The sequence below is a fragment of the Streptomyces sp. A0642 genome (assembly GCF_004795105.1).
In the GTDB taxonomy this organism is placed as follows: Bacteria; Actinomycetota; Actinomycetes; order Streptomycetales; family Streptomycetaceae; genus Streptomyces.
The window spans coordinates 385,380-403,639 of sequence record NZ_SSBL01000004.1 but is presented as its reverse complement, the minus strand read 5'-3'; the positions used below and the strand labels follow the sequence as shown (position 1 = coordinate 403,639).

Below are 18,260 nucleotides of genomic sequence, written 5' to 3'. Positions count from 1 at the left end.
GCCGTCTCAGCGGCGGCCGTAGGTGTCGTCGCAGATCCGGGACTGCGGGCTGCCCGCGGGCCAGTGCCCGTACCCGCGGCCGAGCGCGCACACCTCCCCCGGGGTGACGGGCGCCGGCAACGCGGGCGCGGGGACGGGCGGCGCGGCCCGGCGCGGCTGCGGGCGGATCTGGCCGGGGCGCGGCTGCCGCGGGGGCCGCGGGCCCTCGCGGCGTGTGGCGGGAGGCGCCTGGGCCGTCCTCCGGGAGGCCGAAGGCGAGGACTTCGGCTCCGGCAGCGCTTCCAGGGTGTCGCGTACCGGGGGCCGGACGACCTGCGGGGCCAGGTCCTGCGCCGGCCGGCTGCTCTCCGGGCGCGGCGGTGCGCTCGGCTGCGGTGGCACGGAGACGCACCCGGACAGGGCCGTGACGGCCACGCCGACCAGGAGTTTCACGGTGGTTCTGGTTCGATGCACCTGATCCACTCTGGGGTGCGGACGGGCCGTCGGGCGAACCGGTGAGCCCGGATTGCTCCGCACGAGTGACCCGGTCAGCGTGACGCCTCGCGTGTCGCGGCCCCGGGCGGCTCCGCCCGGCCGGGGGCGTCGGCGGCGCCCAGCATGCCGCTCAACAGCTCGCCGAAGCCGGTGCGCAGTTCCGCCTCGGTCGGGACGGAGCGGTGGTAGGCGCCCGCGGCGCACGAGAACATCAGCCCCTCGCACCAGGCCACCAGGGACAGTGCGTGCCGTTCCGGCTCCGGCGATCCGGCCGCCGCCATGAGTGCCTCCAGCGGTTCGCGGAACTGGCGGCCTGTGGCGTCGTAGAACGCGCGCAGTCCGGGGCGGCGCGTGGCCTCCAGGGCGAGCTCGTAGCGGCAGACGAGCAGGTCCGCATGGTGGGTCAGATAGCGGTGGAGGGCCAGCGCGAGTGCGGCGACCAGGGCGTCGGGGCCCGGGGTGGCGGGCGGTGCGGCCGGATCGCCGGGCGTGGCCGCGGCGGCGGGTCCCCGTGCGATCCCGGCCGTGCCGTCCGCCCCCGACGCCGTGTCGCTCGCCGCCCGCCGCTCGCCGGGGACCGGGAGATCCCCCGGTGCGAGCACCTGGGCCTCGCGCTCGGCCAGCCGTCGCACCGTCGCCTCCAGGAGGGACTGCCGGGTGCGGGCGTAGTTGGACGTCGACCCCTGCGGGAGGCCCGCGCGCTCGTCCACCGCTCGGTGGGTAAGTCCTCGCATGCCGCGTTCGGCGAGAAGCGCGAGTGCGGCGTCGGTGATGAGCGTGACCCGGGAGGAACCGGCGGGAGTGCGTGGGGACATGGGGCCAACCTACCGCCGTGACTACACCTGTAGTAGCGTGGCCGTGTCACTACAGGTGTAGTTGCTCACGGGAGGAGGAGCCATGGACGCTCCCCGCGCGGTCGTCATCGGCAGTGGAATCGGTGGCCTCACGGCAGCGGTGGCGCTGCACCGTTCCGGCTGGCGGGTCACGGTCCTGGAGCGGGCCGGTTCGCTCGCGCCCGTCGGGGCCGGCATCGGCCTCGCCCCCAACGCCCAGCGCGCGCTCGACGTCATCGGGCTCGGTGACACGATCAGGTCCCTGGCCGCCTGGCAGGGGGAGGGAGGCATGCGCAGGCCCGACGGCCGCTGGCTCTCCCGGACGGACAGCACCGCCGCCGCCGAGCGGTTCGGCGGCCCGCTGGTCCTCGTCCACCGGGCCACCCTGATCGACTGCCTCGTCTCCGGGCTCCCCGGATCCTCCCTCCGCACCGGCTGCCCCGCCTCTCTCGTGGACCCGGGCGTCGCGGGAGGCAGGCCCGCGACGGTCCGCACGCCGGACGGGACGATCGAGGCGGATCTCGTCGTCGGCGCCGACGGCATCCACTCCGCCGTACGCGGGGCTCTCTTCCCGCACCACCCCGGCCCCTCCTACGCCGGATTCACCACCTGGCGCGTCGTCGTCCCCGCACCCCCCGAGCCCTTCGCCCCGCATGAGACATGGGGCCGCGGCGCCCTCTGGGGCACCCAGCCGCTCAAGGACGGCCGCATCTACGCCTACGCCGCGGCCGCCGCCCCGGCCGGGGAACGCGCCGCCGACGAACGGGCGGAACTGCTGCGCCGCTTCGGCGACTGGCACGCCCCGGTCCCCGAGATCATCACCGCCGCCCGGCCCGGGGGCGTGCTGCGCAACGACGTGTACGAGATGACCCGGCCGCTGCCCTCCCACCATCGCGGCCGCACCGTCCTCCTGGGCGACTCCGCCCACGCGATGGCGCCCACCCTGGGGCAGGGGGGCAATCAGGCCATCGAGGACGGGATCGTCCTCGCCCACCACGCGGCACCGGGGGCGGACCTCGGCGCGGGCCTGGCCGCATACACCGCCGACCGGCTGCCGCGGACCACGGCCGTCGTCCGCAAGGCCGCACAGGTCGGCCGGCTGATGCGGCTGACGTCCGCCCCGGCCGTCGCCGCACGGGACTTCGCGATGTCCACGCTCTCCCGGCTCGGCCCGGGGCTCGTCCTGCGCACCTTCGACGGCATCGCCGACTGGCGCCCGCCCCAGCACACGTATGCTGCCCGGACGAAGGATGCGCAGATCCGGCCGCGGCCGGTCTCCATGGAGGAGAACCGCGACGTGCCGCGCTGAACAGCGAGAAGGAGACCCTGTGAAGGTCGGTTGCATCGGGCTCGGCGACATCGCGCAGAAGGCGTACCTGCCGGTGCTCACGACCCTGCCGGGGGTCGAACTGCATCTGCAGACCCGCACCCCCGCGACCCTGGACTCGGTCGCCGCAGCCCATCGCATCCCCGCCGGGCAATGCCACACCGACCTCGACTCGCTGCTCGCCCAGGGCCTGGACGCGGCGTTCGTGCACGCCCCGACCGCCGTGCACCCGGAGATCACCACCCGGCTGCTCGAAGCGGGTGTCCCCACCTACGTCGACAAGCCCCTGGCCTACGAACTCGCCGAGTCCGAGCGCCTGGTGGAGCTCGCCAAGGCACGCGGTGTCACCCTGGCCGTCGGTTTCAACCGCCGGGTGGCGCCCGGCTACGCGCAGTGCGCCGAGCACCCGCGCGAGCTGATCCTCATGCAGAAGAACCGCGTCGGGCTGCCGGAGGACCCGAGGACCATGGTCCTCGACGACTTCATCCACGTGGTCGACACCCTGCGCTTCCTGGTGCCGGGCCCGGTCGAGCACACCGTCGTACGGGCCAGGATCCGCGACGGCCTGATGCATCACGTCGTGCTCCAGCTGTCCGGGGACGGCTTCACCGCCATCGGCGCGATGAACCGGCTCAGCGGCTCGACCGAGGAGCGGCTGGAGGTCTCCGGCCAGGACTCCAAGCGCGAAGTGGTCAACCTCGCCGAGGTCATCGACCACAAGGGCCAGCCGAGCCTGCGCCGGCGCGGCGACTGGGTGCCGGTGGCCCGTCAGCGCGGTATCGAGCAGAGCGTCCTGTCGTTCCTCGACGCCGTCCGGGCCGGGAAGCTGCTGAGTGCCCGGGACGCCCTGGAGACGCATGAACTGTGCGAGCGCGTGCTGCGGGACCTGGACTGCGCGTAGCGGGGCTCGGGTTCTGGGGTCCCGGCTTCTGCCGTCTCGGGTCCTGCGGGTCCCGGGTGCTGTGCGTCTCAGGTTCTGAGGCCCGCGGCCCGGAGCCCGAAACGGCACGCCGGGATCCCGCACGCAGGGATGCCGCACGCCGGGATCCCGCACCGCGCCCGAGAGCGAGCCGCGCTCATTGCGGCGCCGACTCCGTCGGGGTCTCCTTGGCCTCGGCCGCAGGGGTGGAGCCCAGCGCCGCCGGACCGCCGGCCGCGAGCGGCGGGGTTGGAGCCCCCGCCGCCCCCACCGGCCCGTCCCCGGGCCTGCGCACGGCCCGCAGGCCCTCGACGGCACAGAAGGCCGCCAGCACGCCCAGCGCGCCGTACAGCGGCCAGTCGCCCAGCCGGACGTACAGCGTCGTGCCACGGGCCAGCGGTACGCCGTACACCGCGGCCGCGCTCGCGTCCGTACCGAGGGGAGCACCGATGCGCTGCCCCTGTGGCCCGTAGACCGCACTGATGCCCGTCAGCGTGGCGTGCACCATCGGGCGGCCGTTCTCGGCGGCGCGCAGCGCCCCCAGCGAGGCGTGCTGGCCGGGGGCCCAGCCGTTCTGGAAGGAGGACGTCGACGACTGGGCGATCAGGAGCTGGGCTCCGTCGCGGGTGAGCCGCCTGCTCATGTCGGGGAACGCGGACTCGAAGCAGACCAGCGGACCGATGTGCAGTCCGTGCGCGCCGGGCGGCGTCATCGTCACCGGCCCCGCGCCGCGCAGCCGGTCCTCGCCCGCCGCCTTGCCCATCGAGGTGGCCCAGCCGAGCGCAGAACGGGCGGGGATGTACTCCCCGAACGGCACCAGGCGCATCTTGTCGTAACGGTCCCCGGTCAGCCCGTCGGGGCCCACCAGCACGGCGCTCTTGAAGATTCCGGTCCGGCCCGTCGCGTCGGTCTGCCGGGCGTCCACGTTCACCAGCACGTCCGCGCCCACCAGGCGCGCCAGTGCGGCGATCCGTGCGGTGACGTCGGGCCGCCGGACCGGATCGACGCCGACGCTGCTCTCCCCCCACACGACCAGATCGAGCTCCCTGCCCGCCAGCGAGCGGGTCAGCTCCTCGCTCCGCGCGAAACGGCGCTGCACGCTGCCCGGCCCCTCGACGACACCGGGCTGCACCACGGCGATCCGGGCCGTACCCGAGCGTTCGGGCTGCGGCGCCCACACCCCCACCGCTCCCACGGCCACGGCGCCCACGACCAGCGTGCCGACGCCCACCGCGCGTGCGGCCGGAGCCGTGAGCAGCAGGGCCAGGACGGTGTTCACCGCGACCACCAGCAGGCTCACCAGCCACACCCCGCCCACCGAGGCCAGCCTGAGCGCAGGCGTCACCTGCCACTGGCTCGCGCCGAGGAGTCCCCAGGGGCCCCCGAGCCCTTCCCAGGACCGGACCGCCTCGATCATCAGCCACCCGGACGGGACCACGATCACGGCCGCTACGACTCCCGCCCCGGACGGCCGCCCGCGCAGGAGCCGGGAGACCAGCAGCCCCCATGGGGCCCACAGCAGACCGAGCAGGCCCGCCAGCACCACGATGAACACGTGCAGGCTCGGCATCAGCCAGTGGTGGACCGCCAGCATGTAGCCCGTCCCGCCGAGCCAGCCGTCGAGCGCCGCCCTGCGCCCCGTATTGGCGGACCGGATCAGCAGAAGCAACGGCACCAGGGCGGCGTAGGCGAGCCACCACAGCCCCGGTGCGGGGAAGGCGAGCGCGGGCAACGCGCCCGCCAGGAGCGCGGCGCCGGCGCGCCACAGGGCGGAGCCGAGTATCCGTTCACCCCACGCGTGCCCCACGGAACCGCTCGGCATAGCGCCCCTCCTCGTCCTGCCGGCCGGCAGGCATCATCCGGAACCAGTTCCCGCTCTTGTTCCCCCAGTGTGGGGCAACCGAAGCAGGCCGGAGCGGACGGCCCGGCGAGGGCCCACGCCGGGCCGGAGCGGATCGCCCGGCGAGGGCCCACGCCGGGCGGGAGCGGATTACTCGGCGAGGGCCCCTGACCGGTTCCGCCACTTCTCATGGACCGTCACGCCCTGGACGCGCCAGCCACCGTCGGTACGCAGCAGTTCGAAGGCGTAACGCCCACCGGACACGAAGTTCGGTGCGGCAGGACGGCCGTCCCTGCCGCCGCCCCCGCTCCGGCCCCCGTCCGCGTCGCTCACGAGCCGCATCGGGTTCACGTAGTCGGCCTGTACCCGGGCGCGGTCGCCCGGATAGCCGCCGAGGTCCTGGAGGTCCAGGCGCCGGTTCACGATCAGATGCTGCCGGACGGGAAACATACGCATCGTCTCGGACAGCCACTGCGCGACATCCCCGGCGGGGCCCTCAATGCCGCCCGCGGTGCGGTAGTCGGCGCGGCCGTCCGCGGTGAACAGGGCTTGGTAATCCGTCCACGCACCGTCGTCCACCGCCACCGCGTAGCCGGTGATCACTGCATCGATGGAGAGCCGGTCCATCACGGTCGAGAGATCCACACGCTGCGTCATCGGGTCAGTGTGGGCCCACGGACGCCAGGGGCCAAGGGGCGTGCGGTGCCCGGCACGGCGGCCGGTGGCGGCCGGTTGTCCTCGTCGGGCGGTGCGCCTGCACTTATGCTCGCGTAATGGAGCAGAGCGAAGTCGTGAAACGTGTGATCGGCATCCTCACCGAAGCGGGCGAGATGCGCCGCCTCTTGGAGGAGGACCCGGACCGTGACGACCCCAGCACCGATTCGACCGTGGTGACCGCCCTTCTCAACGAGACGATGCCGCGGATCGCGATCCCCGAGGGCGCCACGATCGAGGACGTGGTGGTCCTGGTCGGCCGGGAGGTCGGCGGCGCGGTCGAGCAACTCGTCGGCGCGTTCACCCTGGCGTTCGCGATGCTGGCGCAGGTGCACGACTCGGGACAGACGGACGTGTCGTCCGCCGACGTGCTCCAGGACCTCGCCCTCCGGGCGGAACAGTTCGGCGCCGAGGGACCGGGGGACCCGGGAGAGCCGGAGGTGTAGGAGGGCGGTGGGGCCGCCCGGCGGGCCGGACGCCATACTCGGCGTCATGCGCATCGACTTCGACCCCGGGGCCACCGATACCGGCACGTTCTACCGGCTGCTCACCGCTGTGGTCGTCCCCCGGCCCATCGCGTGGATCTCCACCGTCACCCCGGACGGCGAGACGGCCAACCTGGCCCCCCACTCCTTCTTCACGATCGCCTGCGTCAGCCCGCCCGTCGTGCAGTTCACTTCGGTCGGGCGCAAGGACACCCTGCGCAACATCGAGGCGACGGGCTCCTTCGTGGTGAACTTCGCCCCGGAGCACCTCTTCGAGCAGATCAACGCCACGGCGACCGACTTCCCGCGCGGCGTCAGCGAGTTCGAGGCCGTGGGCCTCGCACAGGAACCCAGCCTCCGGGTGAAGCCGCCGCGGGTGGCCGGATCGCCGGTCGCGCTGGAATGCGAGCTGCACAGCACGGTCCTGCTCGGCGACTCCACGGTCGTGTTCGGCCGGGTGCTCCACGCGGCGGTCGACGAGGACGTCATGACCGACGGGCATCCGGAGGTCACCGCGCTGCGCCCGCTGACCAGGCTCGGCAAGGACGAGTGGGGCACCTTCGGAGGCGTGCGGGAGATCTCCCGCGTCCCTTACGCCCGGTGGCAGGAGGACAGGGACGCCCGCTGACGCGGCTGAGCAGGCGAAGGGCGGGCGGCCCGGGCGACGGTGCCGAACGCTCGGCCCGGCGCAGCGGATACCCTCAGCATGGCTCGTCGGATACCGGTGCCCCTGGTGGGTGTGGGGCCGGGACGGTGCCCTACCCCGTCGCCGCCGCGTTCCGAGTTCCGGACGGCGTCCCCGGGGCCCTCATAAGCAACTGCGAAGCAACAGGAGACCCGATGGCTGATACCCCGCCCCGCCAGGTGCAGCGGCGCTCGGACGAGAGCGAGGCGGGCTCGGCGTCCGAGGCCCCCGGCCGTGTCGAGGCCATGCCGACACCGCGCTACCAGGGGCTTTTCGTCGAACCCGATCTTCCGCCCTTCGTCGAGACCGAGTGACCCCACCCGAGTCGAGGCCCGCGCTGCCCCCGTACCCGCCCAGGCGGGGCGGGGGCAGCGCGGCATCCGATGCTCCCCCCCCGCGGCTCAGGCGGCCGCGAAGTCATGGGCGGCGGCGCCCTGCCATTCGACGAGGGACGGGGTGTCGAGGGCCCGCGCCGGGTCCGCCATCCCGGCGTCGGCGAGGAACACGATGACATCGTGATCGCTGTGGGCGAGCCCGAGTCTTTCCTCGCGGCCGGCGATGTGCACGGTGACGAGCCGAGCGCCGGACGGGGTCGGTCGGTGGATCACAATCGGGGGAGTAGCCATACATCCAGCGTGGCCCCGGGCGCTCCCGCGCGCATCCGGTTCGGACTCGGGCGGGCGCAGGGCCTTCCTGGGTCGCGGGTGGTCGCCGGGGGACGTACACAGAAGGTATGAGCGAAGACCGGACCACATGGCATTCGGGCGAGATCGTGCCCGAGAGCGGCATCTACGAGTGTGACTGCGGTGCGGGCCATCACTGGAGCACGGACGTGAAGGGCCACCGCTTCCCGCCCTTTCCGGCGGGCTGTGCGGGCCGCGCGTGGGCGCTGAAGACGGATGCGCACCCGGAGGACTGAACGGATGCGCACCCGGAGGACCGAACCGGTCCCGCAGGCGCGGCGCCCCCCGGCTCGCGCAAGGGCGGCATCGGGGCAAAGGGGCGTCTCCGTCGCCTCCCGCACGGCCGGCGCCTCGACGGCGCACTCGCGGGGACGCTGCGGAGGCGCGCCGGTCGGCTGGGCCCGCAGCGTTGCCACGCGGTGACTCTGCGGGCCGCAACGGGTGACGCAGGGGCGGCGCGGCAATACGCGCGCCCCTGTGCCCGGCTGCCGGACCCGCTCCGCGCGGAGGCGCTGCGAGGCGCTGGTGGGCCTGTCAGCGCCCGCACGGTGATGAGGTGCCGCAGTTCCGTCCGCTACCCCGTGTACTCCGTGCGCTCCTCCGTTCCGGCGAATTACGGTCGCGGGGCGATCCGTTCCGTCGCGAGAAGGGGTTACCCGTGGGGCGCGAACGCGCCCGGACGTGGACGTACGACGGACAAGGGCGTGGAACAGGCGATGACCGACATGGATCGCAGGAGCCTTCTGCAGCTGACCTCGGCGGCGACGATGGCCGGAGGGCTGCTCGTGGGGGCGACGGGCGGGGCCGCCCACGCGGCGCCCGAGGCCGCTCGCCAGATCGTTCTGAGGGGCAGGCGCACGGGCGCGAACATCCCGGACGTGCTCACAACGGGTACGCCCTATTTCGTCCGGTACGACCTGTCGGACGCGCAGGGCCGCAGTGTGGGCACCGAGAACGCGCATTGCCTGCCCGTCGCCGTGGGACTGGACGGATCGTTCGTCGTGGCGACGCTCGTGCTGAGCCTCGACAACGGAATGATCACGGCTGCCACTGCCTTCCAGCGGCCGCTTCCCGCCGTGACCGAGCCGCCGGTCGACGCACGGCAGTGGTCCCACGTGTTCGCGATCACCGGAGGTACCGGAGCTTACGACGGCGCCTCGGGCTCGATCACGATCGAGCATCCCACGCGCGACGAGGACGTACTCACCATCGATCTGACCGGCCCTTCGTCGTGAGCGGGCCGGGGCAGGGATGCTCCTTCGGATCACGGGCGTCGTAGCCGGGAGCCCAGGGGAGCGTTGGCACGGAGCCCCGTCGGTCGGTTCGCCGATCGGCCCCCGCAAGGCGGGTGCGTGAGTGACCGGACGGGTGCCGTCAGCCCACGGGCCGGCCGGCGCGGCCCTGCGTCGTTTCCTCTCCGCACCCGAGCCACACCCTGTAGGGAATTCATAAGAATTGGGGGTGTGGTCGTGCGAGGCCGGGGCACACGACGTCTCGGAGGTTGATAATCATGGTTCCCATTATTCTTGTTCTTCTGCTCGCCCTGCTTCTCTTCGGTGCCGGTTTCGCACTGAAGGCTTTGTGGTGGATCGCCGTCATCGTGCTGGTGGTCTGGCTGCTCGGCTTCGTGATCAGGCCGACTGCACGTGGTGGAAAGCGGGGTCGCTGGTACCGCTGGTGACTCTCACTCAAACAGGGTCCTGAGTGTGCGGGTGGGCCGTGACGAACCGTCGTCACGGCCCACCCGCACGTTCCTCTGCCGCTGCGGGCCCAGGCGAGGGGAGCGGGGCAGCCATGGCCGGTGCACTTCGGGGCACCAGGGGAACGTGGCCGGGGACTCTGTCACGAACCACGGCCTCCGACGAGGGGGCCTCCGGTCACTGAGGGGCCCTTTCCATTCCGGAAATGGGATGCATGGGGTCGAGGATGCCGGGCAGGTGAGTTCCTGAGAACGCGTCACCGGGATTCCGGAGGCGCCCAGCCATTTTCACGGCTTCGGCCGAGGAATGGGAAGCTATTTGATGAAGGAGCCGTTTTATGAGTGACAACATCTGGGGCTACCAGCCGACCGTCGGCCGCACCGCGGGCACCGACCTGATCGGTTACAAGGTCGAGGCCACCGACGGAAGCATCGGCAAGGTCGACAAGCACTCGGACGACGTCAACTCCTCGTACCTGGTGGTCGACACCGGTGTCTGGATCTTCGGCAAGCACGTCCTGCTGCCGGCCGGCACCGTGCAGGCCATCGACGAGGCGGAACGGAAGATCTTCGTCGCCCTCACCAAGGACCAGATCAAGGACTCCCCGGAGTTCGACAAGGACAAGCACGTCGGCGATGCCGGGTACCACGAGCAGGTCGGCGGCTACTACCACAGTCACCGCCGCCCGTAACGCCGAAGCCGAAGCACCACCGCCCGTGGGGGCGCCCGGAAGAAGTCTTCCGGGCGCCCCCACGGGCGGGTACCGAGCCGGGTTGCGGCGACCGAACACCTGCCACGCGGCGAACGGCTTCTCCAGGATCTCGGTCAGCTCGTCCGGGCCCGTGACCAGGGTGATGCGGCTCGCGGTGTTGACGATGACCAGGGCGCGACTCTCGTCGGGATCCGGTCCGGCATCGACCGGGCGGCGCACGGTGACGACATCCCGGTAGACCTCGTCCAGGCCGAACCCCTCGGCGAGATATGCAGAGCCTCGAACTGGTCCTCCGGCAGCAGCGTTCCGAACGCCTCCAACTGCGGCCTGTCGATGACGGTACGCACGGCCCGTAGCACCTTCTCGTCGATGCCGAGATCCCTCAGCCCGGTGTCCGAGTACGCCGCGAACAACAGGGACGGGGCGCTTGCGGCCGCCTTCTCCAGGGCAGGGGTGAGCTGTTCGAGCGCGACGACGTTGCGCACGTCGAGACCGCGCGGCGCCTTGTTCGTCGTGTAGAGCCGCTTGACCGCCCAGGTGTACGCGTCGTCGTTCGTTACGACGTTGACTAGCAGGACGACGTCACTGCCGTCGTCGGGGGCGAGGACGACGCCCCGCCAGAAGTCGTTGATGCGGATGGTGCGCATACGGGGATCGCGGGCCTTGTCCACGGACTCAAAGTGCAGTCCCTTGTCCGCGTGGAGTCCGGCGACGGTGAGGAGCTGGAACTTCGCCATCGCCTTGCGTACGTCGGCCTTGACGGGCTGCTCCAGAGCGTTGTAACTCTCCCAGAAGCTGTTGGCGAACGCGAGCTGCGGTACGAGTGAACTCCCCACCCTGGACGGACGCTCCGCCGTCGATCATACGGACCAGCCGGCCCGCATGTACCGGGAGACGGACGCGATGTCGGCGAGCAGGGCGGCGGGTGCCTGGCCGAGATCCAGGGCGTGCTGGTGGATGACGACCCCTGCGTTCCGTACCCGGTACGCCGCGTGGGGCTCGTTCCCCTTCGCGTAGATCAGATGGCCCTCGGGGAGGCCGAGAGCCGTGCAGTAGGCCAGCATCTGGTACAGGTCGGTGTCCGGGTAACCGTCGCGTTTCTCCGCCTTGTACTTGGCGTCGGCGACCGCCAGCGGCATGGCGTCCGGCCGGTACAGCACGAAGTCGGGCTTCATGCGGATGGCCGCCGCCTCGTCGAGATGGTGGGAGTCCTGCAAGCGGCATCCGAGGTCCGTCCCGCGCAGGGACTCTCTCAGCGCGACCGTCACGAAGTCCTCGAAGAGCGTGTTCATGTTGAACAGGTAGCCCTCGATGCGCAGCCCGCCCGGGGCGTGTTCGGGTGATGCGTCGTCGAGGACGGCGCGGGCGAGGTGCAGGGCGTGCTGGTAGCGGGCGTTGAGACGGGACGGCTGCCAGGCGGGGAGTAGCTGCCCCCGGACGACCGGTGTGACGTCGGCGAGCCGCAACCGGTGGTGCGACAGCCGGTGCCGCACGTCCCGTGGCACGGCGGGCAGGCGCAACAGCCGCTCCACCGCGCTCCGCAGGATCCGGTTCTCAGCGATGTCCGTGGTGAACTCGTCGTATGTCACCTCGACGGGCAGCGGGACACCGAAATGCCGTCGCAACTGGTCGGTCTCCCGGATCCGTCCCCGTACGACCAGAGCGGACTCCTCGGTCTCCCGGTACCCCTGGAGCAGCCCCTGTCGCAGCGCCCGGTCGATCTGCCGCTCCACCGCGTGGGCCAGGGCGGGCAGCAGGTCGCGGTGTTCGGCCACGTCGACCTGGCCGTCGCGCCACCCGCCGCGCGGATCGCGGCTGTAGCCGAGCAGGAAGAACAATCTGGCGATGGGCACCTTCGGCGTGATCCGGACAGTGACGGGGGAGCCGAGCCCAGGGCCGTCGACGCTGACTGTTCCGACCTTGCTGCCGGCCCGCAGTAGCCAGGTGCCCGGCGTGTACGGATCGGGGGAGGCATCCACGATTCGGGAAGCCGCCAGCGCCCGTCCCACCGCGTCCGGCAGCATGTGACCGGTGGGGGGCGCGTGCTCGACAAGCTCGACGGTGACGCTCACGCGGGCGGCCCCGCAAGGGCTGGCAGGGACTGCCGCAGTGCGGAGAGCCCGTACCGCTGCTCGATGTCGACGCCTTCGCCGTAGTGGTGCTCTTCGAGAAGAGGGAGGATCTTCGTCCGCCAGGTCCGCTCCAGGCCGCCGGCCCGGTACACGCCCTTCTTCATCAGGTACGAGGGTCCGATCCGGAAATCGGCGTCTGCGATACGGGAGTTGAGCGCGTCAAGGAGGTCGGCGGGCCCTGAGTCCCGTCCCTGGGATGTCAGCCAGCGCCGGAGGAGTCCGCTGGTCGGCTCGGTCCGCGGGGACAGCTCCACAAACGCGAACCGGCGCCGCATGGCGGCGTCCACGAGCGCGATCGAACGGTCGGCCGTATTCATGGTGCCGATGACGAACAGGTTCGGCGGCAGCGCGAAGTCGTCGCCGGAGTAGGGCAGCTGTACCCCCCTGTCCCGGTATTCCAGGAGGAAGTACAGCTCGCCGAAGACCTTCGCCAGGTTGGCCCGGTTGATCTCGTCGATGATCAGGAAGTGCGGGATGTGCCGGTTGCCCTCCTTGTTGGCGAGGTCGGCCAGGTCCCGCAGGGGCCCGGCGGTGAGGCGGAAGGCCACCTCGTGGGTCTTGGGGTCCTCCTTCGGGCGGATGCCTTCGATGAAGTCCTCGTAGGCGTACGAGGGGTGGAACTGCACCAGTTTCACCTGCTCGGGCCCGCCGCCCAGGAACTCCGCCAGTTTGAGGGCCAGAAAGGTCTTGCCCGTGCCCGGCGGACCGTAGAGCACCAGCTGCCGCTCGTCCCATAGAAGATCACGGAGCTCGCGCAGCCAGTCCATGTCGTGGACCAGCAGTTCCGCGGCCAGCGCGTCCGTCGGCTCGGGCAGCTCCAGTTCCCGTCGCACGGTGATCGCCGGAAGCTCCATGCTTGGGTCGCGCTCTATGGCCTCGGCCTCGTCGGCCAGCTCCTCGTCGGTGAGCCCGAGCCCGTCGATCACCGCCTGAACGGAGGTCAGCTCCACCACGTCGTGCTGGATGGAGAGCTTCTGCTTGAGCTCCTCGGGCAGATCGCCGTACGGGTGTCCGGCCTCCTGCCACGACACCGGCCGGCGAAGGTTGGACCGGCGGTCCTCGGAATCGATCTGCTGGACCTCACCGGTGATCTGACCCACGTAGAGGCGACCGTCGGAGATGGTGCAGACCGTGTCGCCCTCCTTCATCCGGGACAGGAAGGCGTGCACGTCATCGGCCAGCTGCTGCTTCTGGCTGTACGTCGCCGTGGACTCGTAGTCCTCCTCCACGAAGGTCCGCACCTGGTCCTTGCTGACGCCCTGCTCGATGCCCTGGCGCAGCCGGGGGGCCGCCAGGGTCACCCGCTCCTCCGGCAGCCACATGCGGCGCACGAGGTCGAGACCGGTGACGTGGGAGCCGCGGACGAGCCAGGCGCGGTTGGGCCCCCACGATGCGCCGGGCATGAAGTCTCCGAGCTGGCGGCCGTCCTCGGTCTTCCAAGCGACCCAGCCATTGATGCTGCTGCCGACGAGGACGTTCGCAGCTTCGGTGGGGGAGTTGAAGGTGAGTTCCTCCGCTGTTTCCAGACAATCGGGCCACTTGTCCGAGGGCCTGATCGCACCGGCCTCGATCAGGCTTTCGCGCAGTCGGTAGGCGGATGGCACGCGTGTGGGGAAGGAGGGGACTACGTCCATGCGCACGGGTTGCCCCGGCCCGACGGTGAACCTCCGGCTGCCGTTCGTCCCCATCTCGTTCGTCTGCCGTCCGCCGGCCGACGGCCCGCCGTTGGGCAGCCGCAGGCGGAACTCCGGATACTCCTCGGCCATGGTCACGGCCTCCCCGTCCGTAGACATCGATCTCATACGGAAGACTAGGCGGCCGTACTGACAACAAGGGGGATCATGTGAGCTATTGGGGCCCGGCATCGCCGACGGAGCGGCTCTTCAGGAAGATCCGCAGGGAATGGCTGGAGGCCCGCGTCCAAGACCTCGCCAAGGCGCTGGAGATCGACGGAGCTCAGTTGTCCCGGCTGCTTCCGGCGGACTTCGGCGATCAACACCGCTTGGCAGCCGCCACGGTCGCGCGTGTGGCGGCCGACCGGGCGCGGGCCCGGTCCGTGGCCGAGACCGTCCACTGGCTGGAGCGGCTGCTTCCGGGCGCCCACCCCCACGACCTGACCGATGCGGTGCGGGAGCTGCGCTCCCGTCTCGCCCCGGGCGACGAGCCGGCCCTGTGGTCCTGGAACGCCGAGGTCTGGGAGCAGATGCTGCTCTGGTGGTGGAGGCGTAACCAGGCCGGCACCGGAGACATGGACCGGGACTTCGCCGAATGGGGCTCCCGCTGGTCGGCGGAGGTTCCGGGGAACGGGCCCGTCGACACCCCGGAGCGTGCTCCGCGCCATCACGGTCGGGAGCTCCTCACCCTGGCGGAGTTCTTCGCCCACGAGCCCGAGCCGGTGGGACTCCTCGCGCGAGCCGTGCTCGACGCTCCGGAGACCGCCGCGACGGTTCAGGACGCCGTGCTCCTGCGCGAGGAGCACCTGCAGGCCGCCGGGCACCTGGTGTGGCTGGCCAAGCAGGAGGCGTGCGCCGAAGCGCTCGAAGCCTGGCGGCGTGCGCATCAGGCCGGCGGCTCGGACGCCACCAGGGCGTTCCTCGCGGAGCTGTCCGAGGCCGTCAAGCGGTACACGACGGGTGTCCTCCATCCCGTGACCGGCGCGCTCTCCGCTTGCGAGCGCGCCCTCCTGAGCGACAGCAGGCACGGCCCTCGACGCTCCGCCGCCGACTATCTGGATGCCTTCCTCGACTTCCTCGACTGGCAGGGCGAAGCCCCGGACGACGCCGAGGTCGTGGAGGCAGCGGACCTCGTGGAGCAGGGCAGGCCCACCTGGCACGGGATGGACGGCTCGCTGCCCGTCTGGTCCCACATCGTCACCTCTCCGCAGGAGCGAGCGGCGGCGAAGGCCTACTCGGGTGAGCCGTCGACGTCCGTCCTGCGCGTAAGGACCGGGGCCGAACCCGTTCAGGAGTCCTCCGACCTCTTCGCGGATGCAGGCGGGGGCGCGTCCCCGGCGCAGGAGCCCGAGTGGTACCCCGAACCCGGGATCGACGTCCGCTACGCGGCCGACAACGCCTTCGACCTCTGTGCGCTCCTTGCCGTCGCGCGACTCGGTTACGCACGACTGCAGTTCTTCACCGTGGGGGCCGACGGCGGACTTCAGCGGCTGCGTACGGTCCTCGCACGCGTACGGGAAGAGGACGCCCTGGCCTGGCGGCGGTGGGCGCTGGCGTCGCTCGCGGAATTGGCTCCCGATCCCGACGATCTGGCTGACGCGCTCGCCCGGCAGGACGGCGACAGCGACGGCGACGGGGACGACCGGTTGGACGACGACGGCCCTGAGGCGGGCAGGACATCCGAGGAACCGGTCGTAAGTCCGGCCGCCGGAGGTCTGCCGGCCGCGCTGCTCGGCAAGGTGAGGGCGCTGCTGCGGCAGGCGGAGAACTCGGGCGTCACGGAGGAGGAGGCCCGCGTCTTCCTCGACAAGGCCACCGAGCTCATGGCCAAGTACGGCATCGAACAGGCCATGCTCGACGACGTCTCCGAACCGGGGCGGCCGGTGGACAAGGTCGTCGACGTGCACCCTCCGTACGTCAAGGAGGCCAGGCGGCTCCTCAGCTGGATCGCGCACGAGATGCGGTGCCACGCGATCTACCCCGGCGGCAAGGACAATCGTCACCGGGTGCACCTCTTCGGCTTCGACGCGGATCTCCACGCCACCGAGGTCCTGTTCACGAGCCTGCGCTTCCAGATGCTGAGCGGGGCGGACACGGCGGACGCCCTGCACCGGCCCGAGGGCGAGGACGTGCGCGCGTACAAGCGGTCCTGGATGCTCGGCTTCATGCGTGAGGTCACGGCGCGCATCGGGGCGGCCCAGCGGGCGGCACGGGCGGCCGCCGACGAGCAGCAGGCCGACCCGCTCCCGGCAGACTCCGGCGGGCGCAGCGTCGCCCTCGTCCTCGCGGACCGCTCGGCCGTCGTCGAGGCGCAGGTCTCCGCCCGCTACCCGAAGCTCGCCAAGGCGCGCCCGACCAAGTTCAAGGGCACGGGTTACTGGCAGGGGGTGGCCGATGGGAAGCATGCCGAGATCGGCGGGCCGGCCTTCGCCGAACAGGAGGAGAACGCCCAGCTCACCCATTGAGACCGGCACCCGGATCGGATTCCAGGTGGATAGCGGACCACACTGTCTTGCGGGCCGGCGGGAACGGCACGACCCCCCCACCGGTCGGCGAGCCCGGCCACCAGGAGCAGCCCCCGCCCGCCGTCGTCGGCGGGGCGCTCTCGGCGAGGAGCGGCGGACGGCCGCCCCGTGCGTCGGTGACCTCGATCCGGAGAGCGCGAGGGTTGTCGTTGAGCAGCAACCGGAGCCGGAAGCCTCGTCCCTGCACCCGCCCGTGCAGCACCGCGTTGGCGGCGAGCTCTGCGACGATCTGCTCGGCACGCTCGGTGACCCCCGGGCGCGAGGTGCCAGGCGCGGAGCTCGTTCGCGGCGAGCAGCCGGGCGAGCCGGGCTCCCCTGCGGGTGTCCGACAGGAGCTGCGTGAACATGGTTGCGATGCGCGGTGGGTGAGCCGCTGTGTGGTCGGTCCCGACGACCACTAGAACTCAAGGGCCGTGCGGGCCCTTCCACGTCATTTCCCTACGTTGCGGACGCACGCGTCCTGTTGGGGCGTATCCCGGCTCCCCGGTGGGAGACAAGTGGGAGAGGATCATGGCGGGGTGCTGCGATCAGGCGCTAGGAAAGGCTCGATAGAGCTACCTTTACCGCCCAGGTTCAGCCGCCGGACTCACCCGCGTGCGGGCTCAGCGACCCCGCACCGATCAGGATGAACAGCACGATGCCCAGGACGATCCGGTAGATCACGAACGGCATGAAGCTCTTGGTCGTGATGAACTTCATGAACCAGGCGATGACCGCGTACCCCACGACGAACGCGACGAAGGTCGCGAAGATCGTCGGGCCCCACGCCACGTGGCCCTCGCCCGCGTCCTTCAGCTCGAAGAAGCCCGAGGCGAGCACCGCCGGGATGGCGAGCAGGAACGAGTAGCGCGCCGCCGCCTCACGGGTGTAGCCCATCAGCAGCCCGCCGCTGATCGTCGCGCCCGAACGGGATACGCCCGGGACGAGGGCCATCGCCTGGCAGAAGCCGAAGATCAGGCCGTCCTTGACGCCGAGCTCCTTGAGCGACTTGCGCTCCTTGATGGCCCGGTGCTTGCCGCCCGTCTCGTCGCGCGCAGCCAGCCGGTCGGCGACGCCGAGGACGATGCCCATCACGATCAGCGTGGTGGCGATCAGCCGCAGATCGCGGAACGGGCCCTCGATCTGGTCCTTGAACGTCACACCGAGCACACCGATGGGAATCGAGCCGACGATGACCAGCCAGCCCATCTGCGCGTCGTGGTCGCCGCGCATCGAACGGTCCGTCAGGGACCTGAACCACGCGGAGACGATGCGGACGATGTCCTTGCGGAAGTAGATGAGGACTGCGGCCTCCGTACCGATCTGGGTGATCGCGGTGAACGCCGCCCCAGGATCGTGCCAGTCGGCGAACGCCGCGGTGAGCCGCAGATGCGCGCTGGAGGAGATCGGCAGGAACTCGGTCAGTCCTTGAACGAGGCCGAGGACGAACGATTCGAACCAGCTCATGGGGCTTGGGCCATCCCGGAGTGATCATGCATCGGCCGACGGCGTCGAGCCGTCGGCGGCGTGCGGATTGCGGTCGTGTGGTGACAGGGCCGCACCGGGCCCGAGATCGTCA

At 71.3% G+C, this 18,260-nt stretch carries 19 protein-coding genes and 1 pseudogene; 10 read left to right on the top strand and 10 right to left on the bottom strand.

The annotated features are described in order from the left end of the window. Nucleotides 1-6 precede the first annotated feature (6 nt). Nucleotides 7-453, bottom strand: a complete 447-nt coding sequence (locus E6R60_RS11235; protein WP_240802502.1) for a hypothetical protein — start codon at nt 451-453, stop codon at nt 7-9. Between the two features lie 74 nt (nt 454-527). Beyond that, a complete protein-coding gene (locus E6R60_RS11230; protein ID WP_136326314.1) occupies nt 528-1,289 on the bottom strand; it encodes a TetR/AcrR family transcriptional regulator in 762 nt (253 codons plus the stop codon). 82 nt (nt 1,290-1,371) lie between these two features. On the opposite strand from E6R60_RS11230, the gene E6R60_RS11225 reads away from it, so the two are divergent. Continuing rightward, complete coding sequence (locus tag E6R60_RS11225) at nt 1,372-2,616, top strand: FAD-dependent monooxygenase (RefSeq protein ID WP_136326313.1); 1,245 nt, start codon at nt 1,372-1,374, stop codon at nt 2,614-2,616. A gap of 19 nt (nt 2,617-2,635) precedes the next feature. Continuing rightward, nucleotides 2,636-3,535 carry a Gfo/Idh/MocA family oxidoreductase gene (locus tag E6R60_RS11220; protein ID WP_136326312.1) on the top strand — a complete coding sequence of 300 codons (900 nt, stop codon included), beginning with the start codon at nt 2,636-2,638 and terminating at the stop codon, nt 3,533-3,535. 175 nt (nt 3,536-3,710) lie between these two features. Here the strand turns inward: E6R60_RS11220 and lnt are convergent, their stop codons facing one another. Together lnt and E6R60_RS11210 are read right to left on the bottom strand one after the other, a co-directional pair. Continuing rightward, nucleotides 3,711-5,375 (bottom strand): apolipoprotein N-acyltransferase, encoded by a 1,665-nt coding sequence (gene lnt / locus E6R60_RS11215; RefSeq protein ID WP_136326311.1) that lies wholly within the window; start codon nt 5,373-5,375, stop codon nt 3,711-3,713. Between the two features lie 168 nt (nt 5,376-5,543). Then, on the bottom strand, nt 5,544-6,050 hold the full coding sequence (locus E6R60_RS11210) for a nuclear transport factor 2 family protein (protein WP_136326310.1): 507 nt from the start codon (nt 6,048-6,050) through the stop codon (nt 5,544-5,546). Between the two features lie 116 nt (nt 6,051-6,166). On the opposite strand from E6R60_RS11210, the gene E6R60_RS11205 reads away from it, so the two are divergent. From E6R60_RS11205 to E6R60_RS36660, 3 genes are all read left to right on the top strand, one after another. Continuing rightward, on the top strand, nt 6,167-6,553 hold the full coding sequence (locus E6R60_RS11205) for a hypothetical protein (RefSeq protein WP_136326309.1): 387 nt from the start codon (nt 6,167-6,169) through the stop codon (nt 6,551-6,553). Between the two features lie 46 nt (nt 6,554-6,599). Beyond that, a complete protein-coding gene (locus E6R60_RS11200; RefSeq protein ID WP_136326308.1) occupies nt 6,600-7,220 on the top strand; it encodes a flavin reductase family protein in 621 nt (206 codons plus the stop codon). Between the two features lie 212 nt (nt 7,221-7,432). Further along, nucleotides 7,433-7,591, top strand: coding sequence for a hypothetical protein (locus E6R60_RS36660; RefSeq protein WP_168713581.1), 159 nt, complete (start codon nt 7,433-7,435; stop codon nt 7,589-7,591). Nucleotides 7,592-7,678: 87 nt separating this feature from the next. Here the strand turns inward: E6R60_RS36660 and E6R60_RS11195 are convergent, their stop codons facing one another. After that, nucleotides 7,679-7,903, bottom strand: coding sequence for a hypothetical protein (locus E6R60_RS11195; RefSeq protein WP_136326307.1), 225 nt, complete (start codon nt 7,901-7,903; stop codon nt 7,679-7,681). A gap of 107 nt (nt 7,904-8,010) precedes the next feature. Here E6R60_RS11195 and E6R60_RS11190 point away from each other — a divergent pair, with 107 nt between their 5' ends. The 4 genes from E6R60_RS11190 to E6R60_RS11175 all read left to right on the top strand — a co-directional run bounded on the left by E6R60_RS11190 (nt 8,011) and on the right by E6R60_RS11175 (nt 10,351). After that, nucleotides 8,011-8,196: a hypothetical protein gene (locus tag E6R60_RS11190; RefSeq protein WP_136326306.1), complete on the top strand. Its 186-nt coding sequence runs from the start codon at nt 8,011-8,013 to the stop codon at nt 8,194-8,196. A gap of 480 nt (nt 8,197-8,676) precedes the next feature. Next, nucleotides 8,677-9,195, top strand: a complete 519-nt coding sequence (locus tag E6R60_RS11185) for a hypothetical protein (RefSeq protein WP_136326305.1) — start codon at nt 8,677-8,679, stop codon at nt 9,193-9,195. 275 nt (nt 9,196-9,470) lie between these two features. Next, nucleotides 9,471-9,641: a hydrophobic protein gene (locus E6R60_RS11180; RefSeq protein WP_136326304.1), complete on the top strand. Its 171-nt coding sequence runs from the start codon at nt 9,471-9,473 to the stop codon at nt 9,639-9,641. A 356-nt stretch (nt 9,642-9,997) separates the two neighbouring features. Beyond that, nucleotides 9,998-10,351 carry a PRC-barrel domain-containing protein gene (locus tag E6R60_RS11175; protein WP_136326421.1) on the top strand — a complete coding sequence of 118 codons (354 nt, stop codon included), beginning with the start codon at nt 9,998-10,000 and terminating at the stop codon, nt 10,349-10,351. Nucleotides 10,352-10,485: 134 nt separating this feature from the next. Here the strand turns inward: E6R60_RS11175 and E6R60_RS11170 are convergent, their stop codons facing one another. From E6R60_RS11170 to E6R60_RS11160, 3 genes are read right to left on the bottom strand one after another with little or no spacing between them, the layout of a single operon-like run. Beyond that, nucleotides 10,486-11,208 (bottom strand): hypothetical protein, encoded by a 723-nt coding sequence (locus E6R60_RS11170; protein ID WP_240802501.1) that lies wholly within the window; start codon nt 11,206-11,208, stop codon nt 10,486-10,488. A 24-nt stretch (nt 11,209-11,232) separates the two neighbouring features. Then, nucleotides 11,233-12,444, bottom strand: coding sequence for a restriction endonuclease (locus tag E6R60_RS11165; RefSeq protein ID WP_136326303.1), 1,212 nt, complete (start codon nt 12,442-12,444; stop codon nt 11,233-11,235). Next, nucleotides 12,441-14,297, bottom strand: coding sequence for a DUF4357 domain-containing protein (locus tag E6R60_RS11160; RefSeq protein WP_240802500.1), 1,857 nt, complete (start codon nt 14,295-14,297; stop codon nt 12,441-12,443). Before E6R60_RS11160 ends, E6R60_RS11165 begins: the two co-directional genes overlap by 4 nt. A gap of 50 nt (nt 14,298-14,347) precedes the next feature. Here E6R60_RS11160 and E6R60_RS11155 point away from each other — a divergent pair, with 50 nt between their 5' ends. Beyond that, a complete protein-coding gene (locus E6R60_RS11155; protein WP_136326302.1) occupies nt 14,348-16,642 on the top strand; it encodes a DUF2786 domain-containing protein in 2,295 nt (764 codons plus the stop codon). On the opposite strand, the pseudogene E6R60_RS37340 reads toward E6R60_RS11155, so the two are convergent. Further along, nucleotides 16,632-17,049, bottom strand: a pseudogene (locus E6R60_RS37340) (ATP-binding protein). The gene E6R60_RS11155 and the pseudogene E6R60_RS37340 sit on opposite strands and share 11 nt — an antisense overlap. Nucleotides 17,050-17,275: 226 nt before the next feature. Further along, entirely contained in the window at nt 17,276-18,148 is an 873-nt protein-coding gene (locus E6R60_RS11145; RefSeq protein WP_136326301.1) for an undecaprenyl-diphosphate phosphatase, read from the bottom strand. Nucleotides 18,149-18,260: the final 112 nt, after the last annotated feature.

Bases quoted from the DNA above. Each gene is read 5' to 3' on its own strand.
- E6R60_RS11185 (WP_136326305.1), top strand. From the start codon at position 8,677: ATGACCGACATGGATCGCAGGAGCCTTCTGCAGCTGACCTCGGCGGCG.
- E6R60_RS11160 (WP_240802500.1), bottom strand. From the start codon at position 14,297: ATGTCTACGGACGGGGAGGCCGTGACCATGGCCGAGGAGTATCCGGAG.
- E6R60_RS11230 (WP_136326314.1), bottom strand. From the start codon at position 1,289: ATGTCCCCACGCACTCCCGCCGGTTCCTCCCGGGTCACGCTCATCACC.
- E6R60_RS11195 (WP_136326307.1), bottom strand. From the start codon at position 7,903: ATGGCTACTCCCCCGATTGTGATCCACCGACCGACCCCGTCCGGCGCT.
- E6R60_RS36660 (WP_168713581.1), top strand. From the start codon at position 7,433: ATGGCTGATACCCCGCCCCGCCAGGTGCAGCGGCGCTCGGACGAGAGC.
- E6R60_RS11175 (WP_136326421.1), top strand. From the start codon at position 9,998: ATGAGTGACAACATCTGGGGCTACCAGCCGACCGTCGGCCGCACCGCG.
- E6R60_RS11210 (WP_136326310.1), bottom strand. From the start codon at position 6,050: ATGACGCAGCGTGTGGATCTCTCGACCGTGATGGACCGGCTCTCCATC.
- E6R60_RS11145 (WP_136326301.1), bottom strand. From the start codon at position 18,148: ATGAGCTGGTTCGAATCGTTCGTCCTCGGCCTCGTTCAAGGACTGACC.
- E6R60_RS11200 (WP_136326308.1), top strand. From the start codon at position 6,600: ATGCGCATCGACTTCGACCCCGGGGCCACCGATACCGGCACGTTCTAC.
- E6R60_RS11205 (WP_136326309.1), top strand. From the start codon at position 6,167: ATGGAGCAGAGCGAAGTCGTGAAACGTGTGATCGGCATCCTCACCGAA.
- E6R60_RS11190 (WP_136326306.1), top strand. From the start codon at position 8,011: ATGAGCGAAGACCGGACCACATGGCATTCGGGCGAGATCGTGCCCGAG.
- E6R60_RS11225 (WP_136326313.1), top strand. From the start codon at position 1,372: ATGGACGCTCCCCGCGCGGTCGTCATCGGCAGTGGAATCGGTGGCCTC.
- E6R60_RS11180 (WP_136326304.1), top strand. From the start codon at position 9,471: ATGGTTCCCATTATTCTTGTTCTTCTGCTCGCCCTGCTTCTCTTCGGT.
- lnt (WP_136326311.1), bottom strand. From the start codon at position 5,375: ATGCCGAGCGGTTCCGTGGGGCACGCGTGGGGTGAACGGATACTCGGC.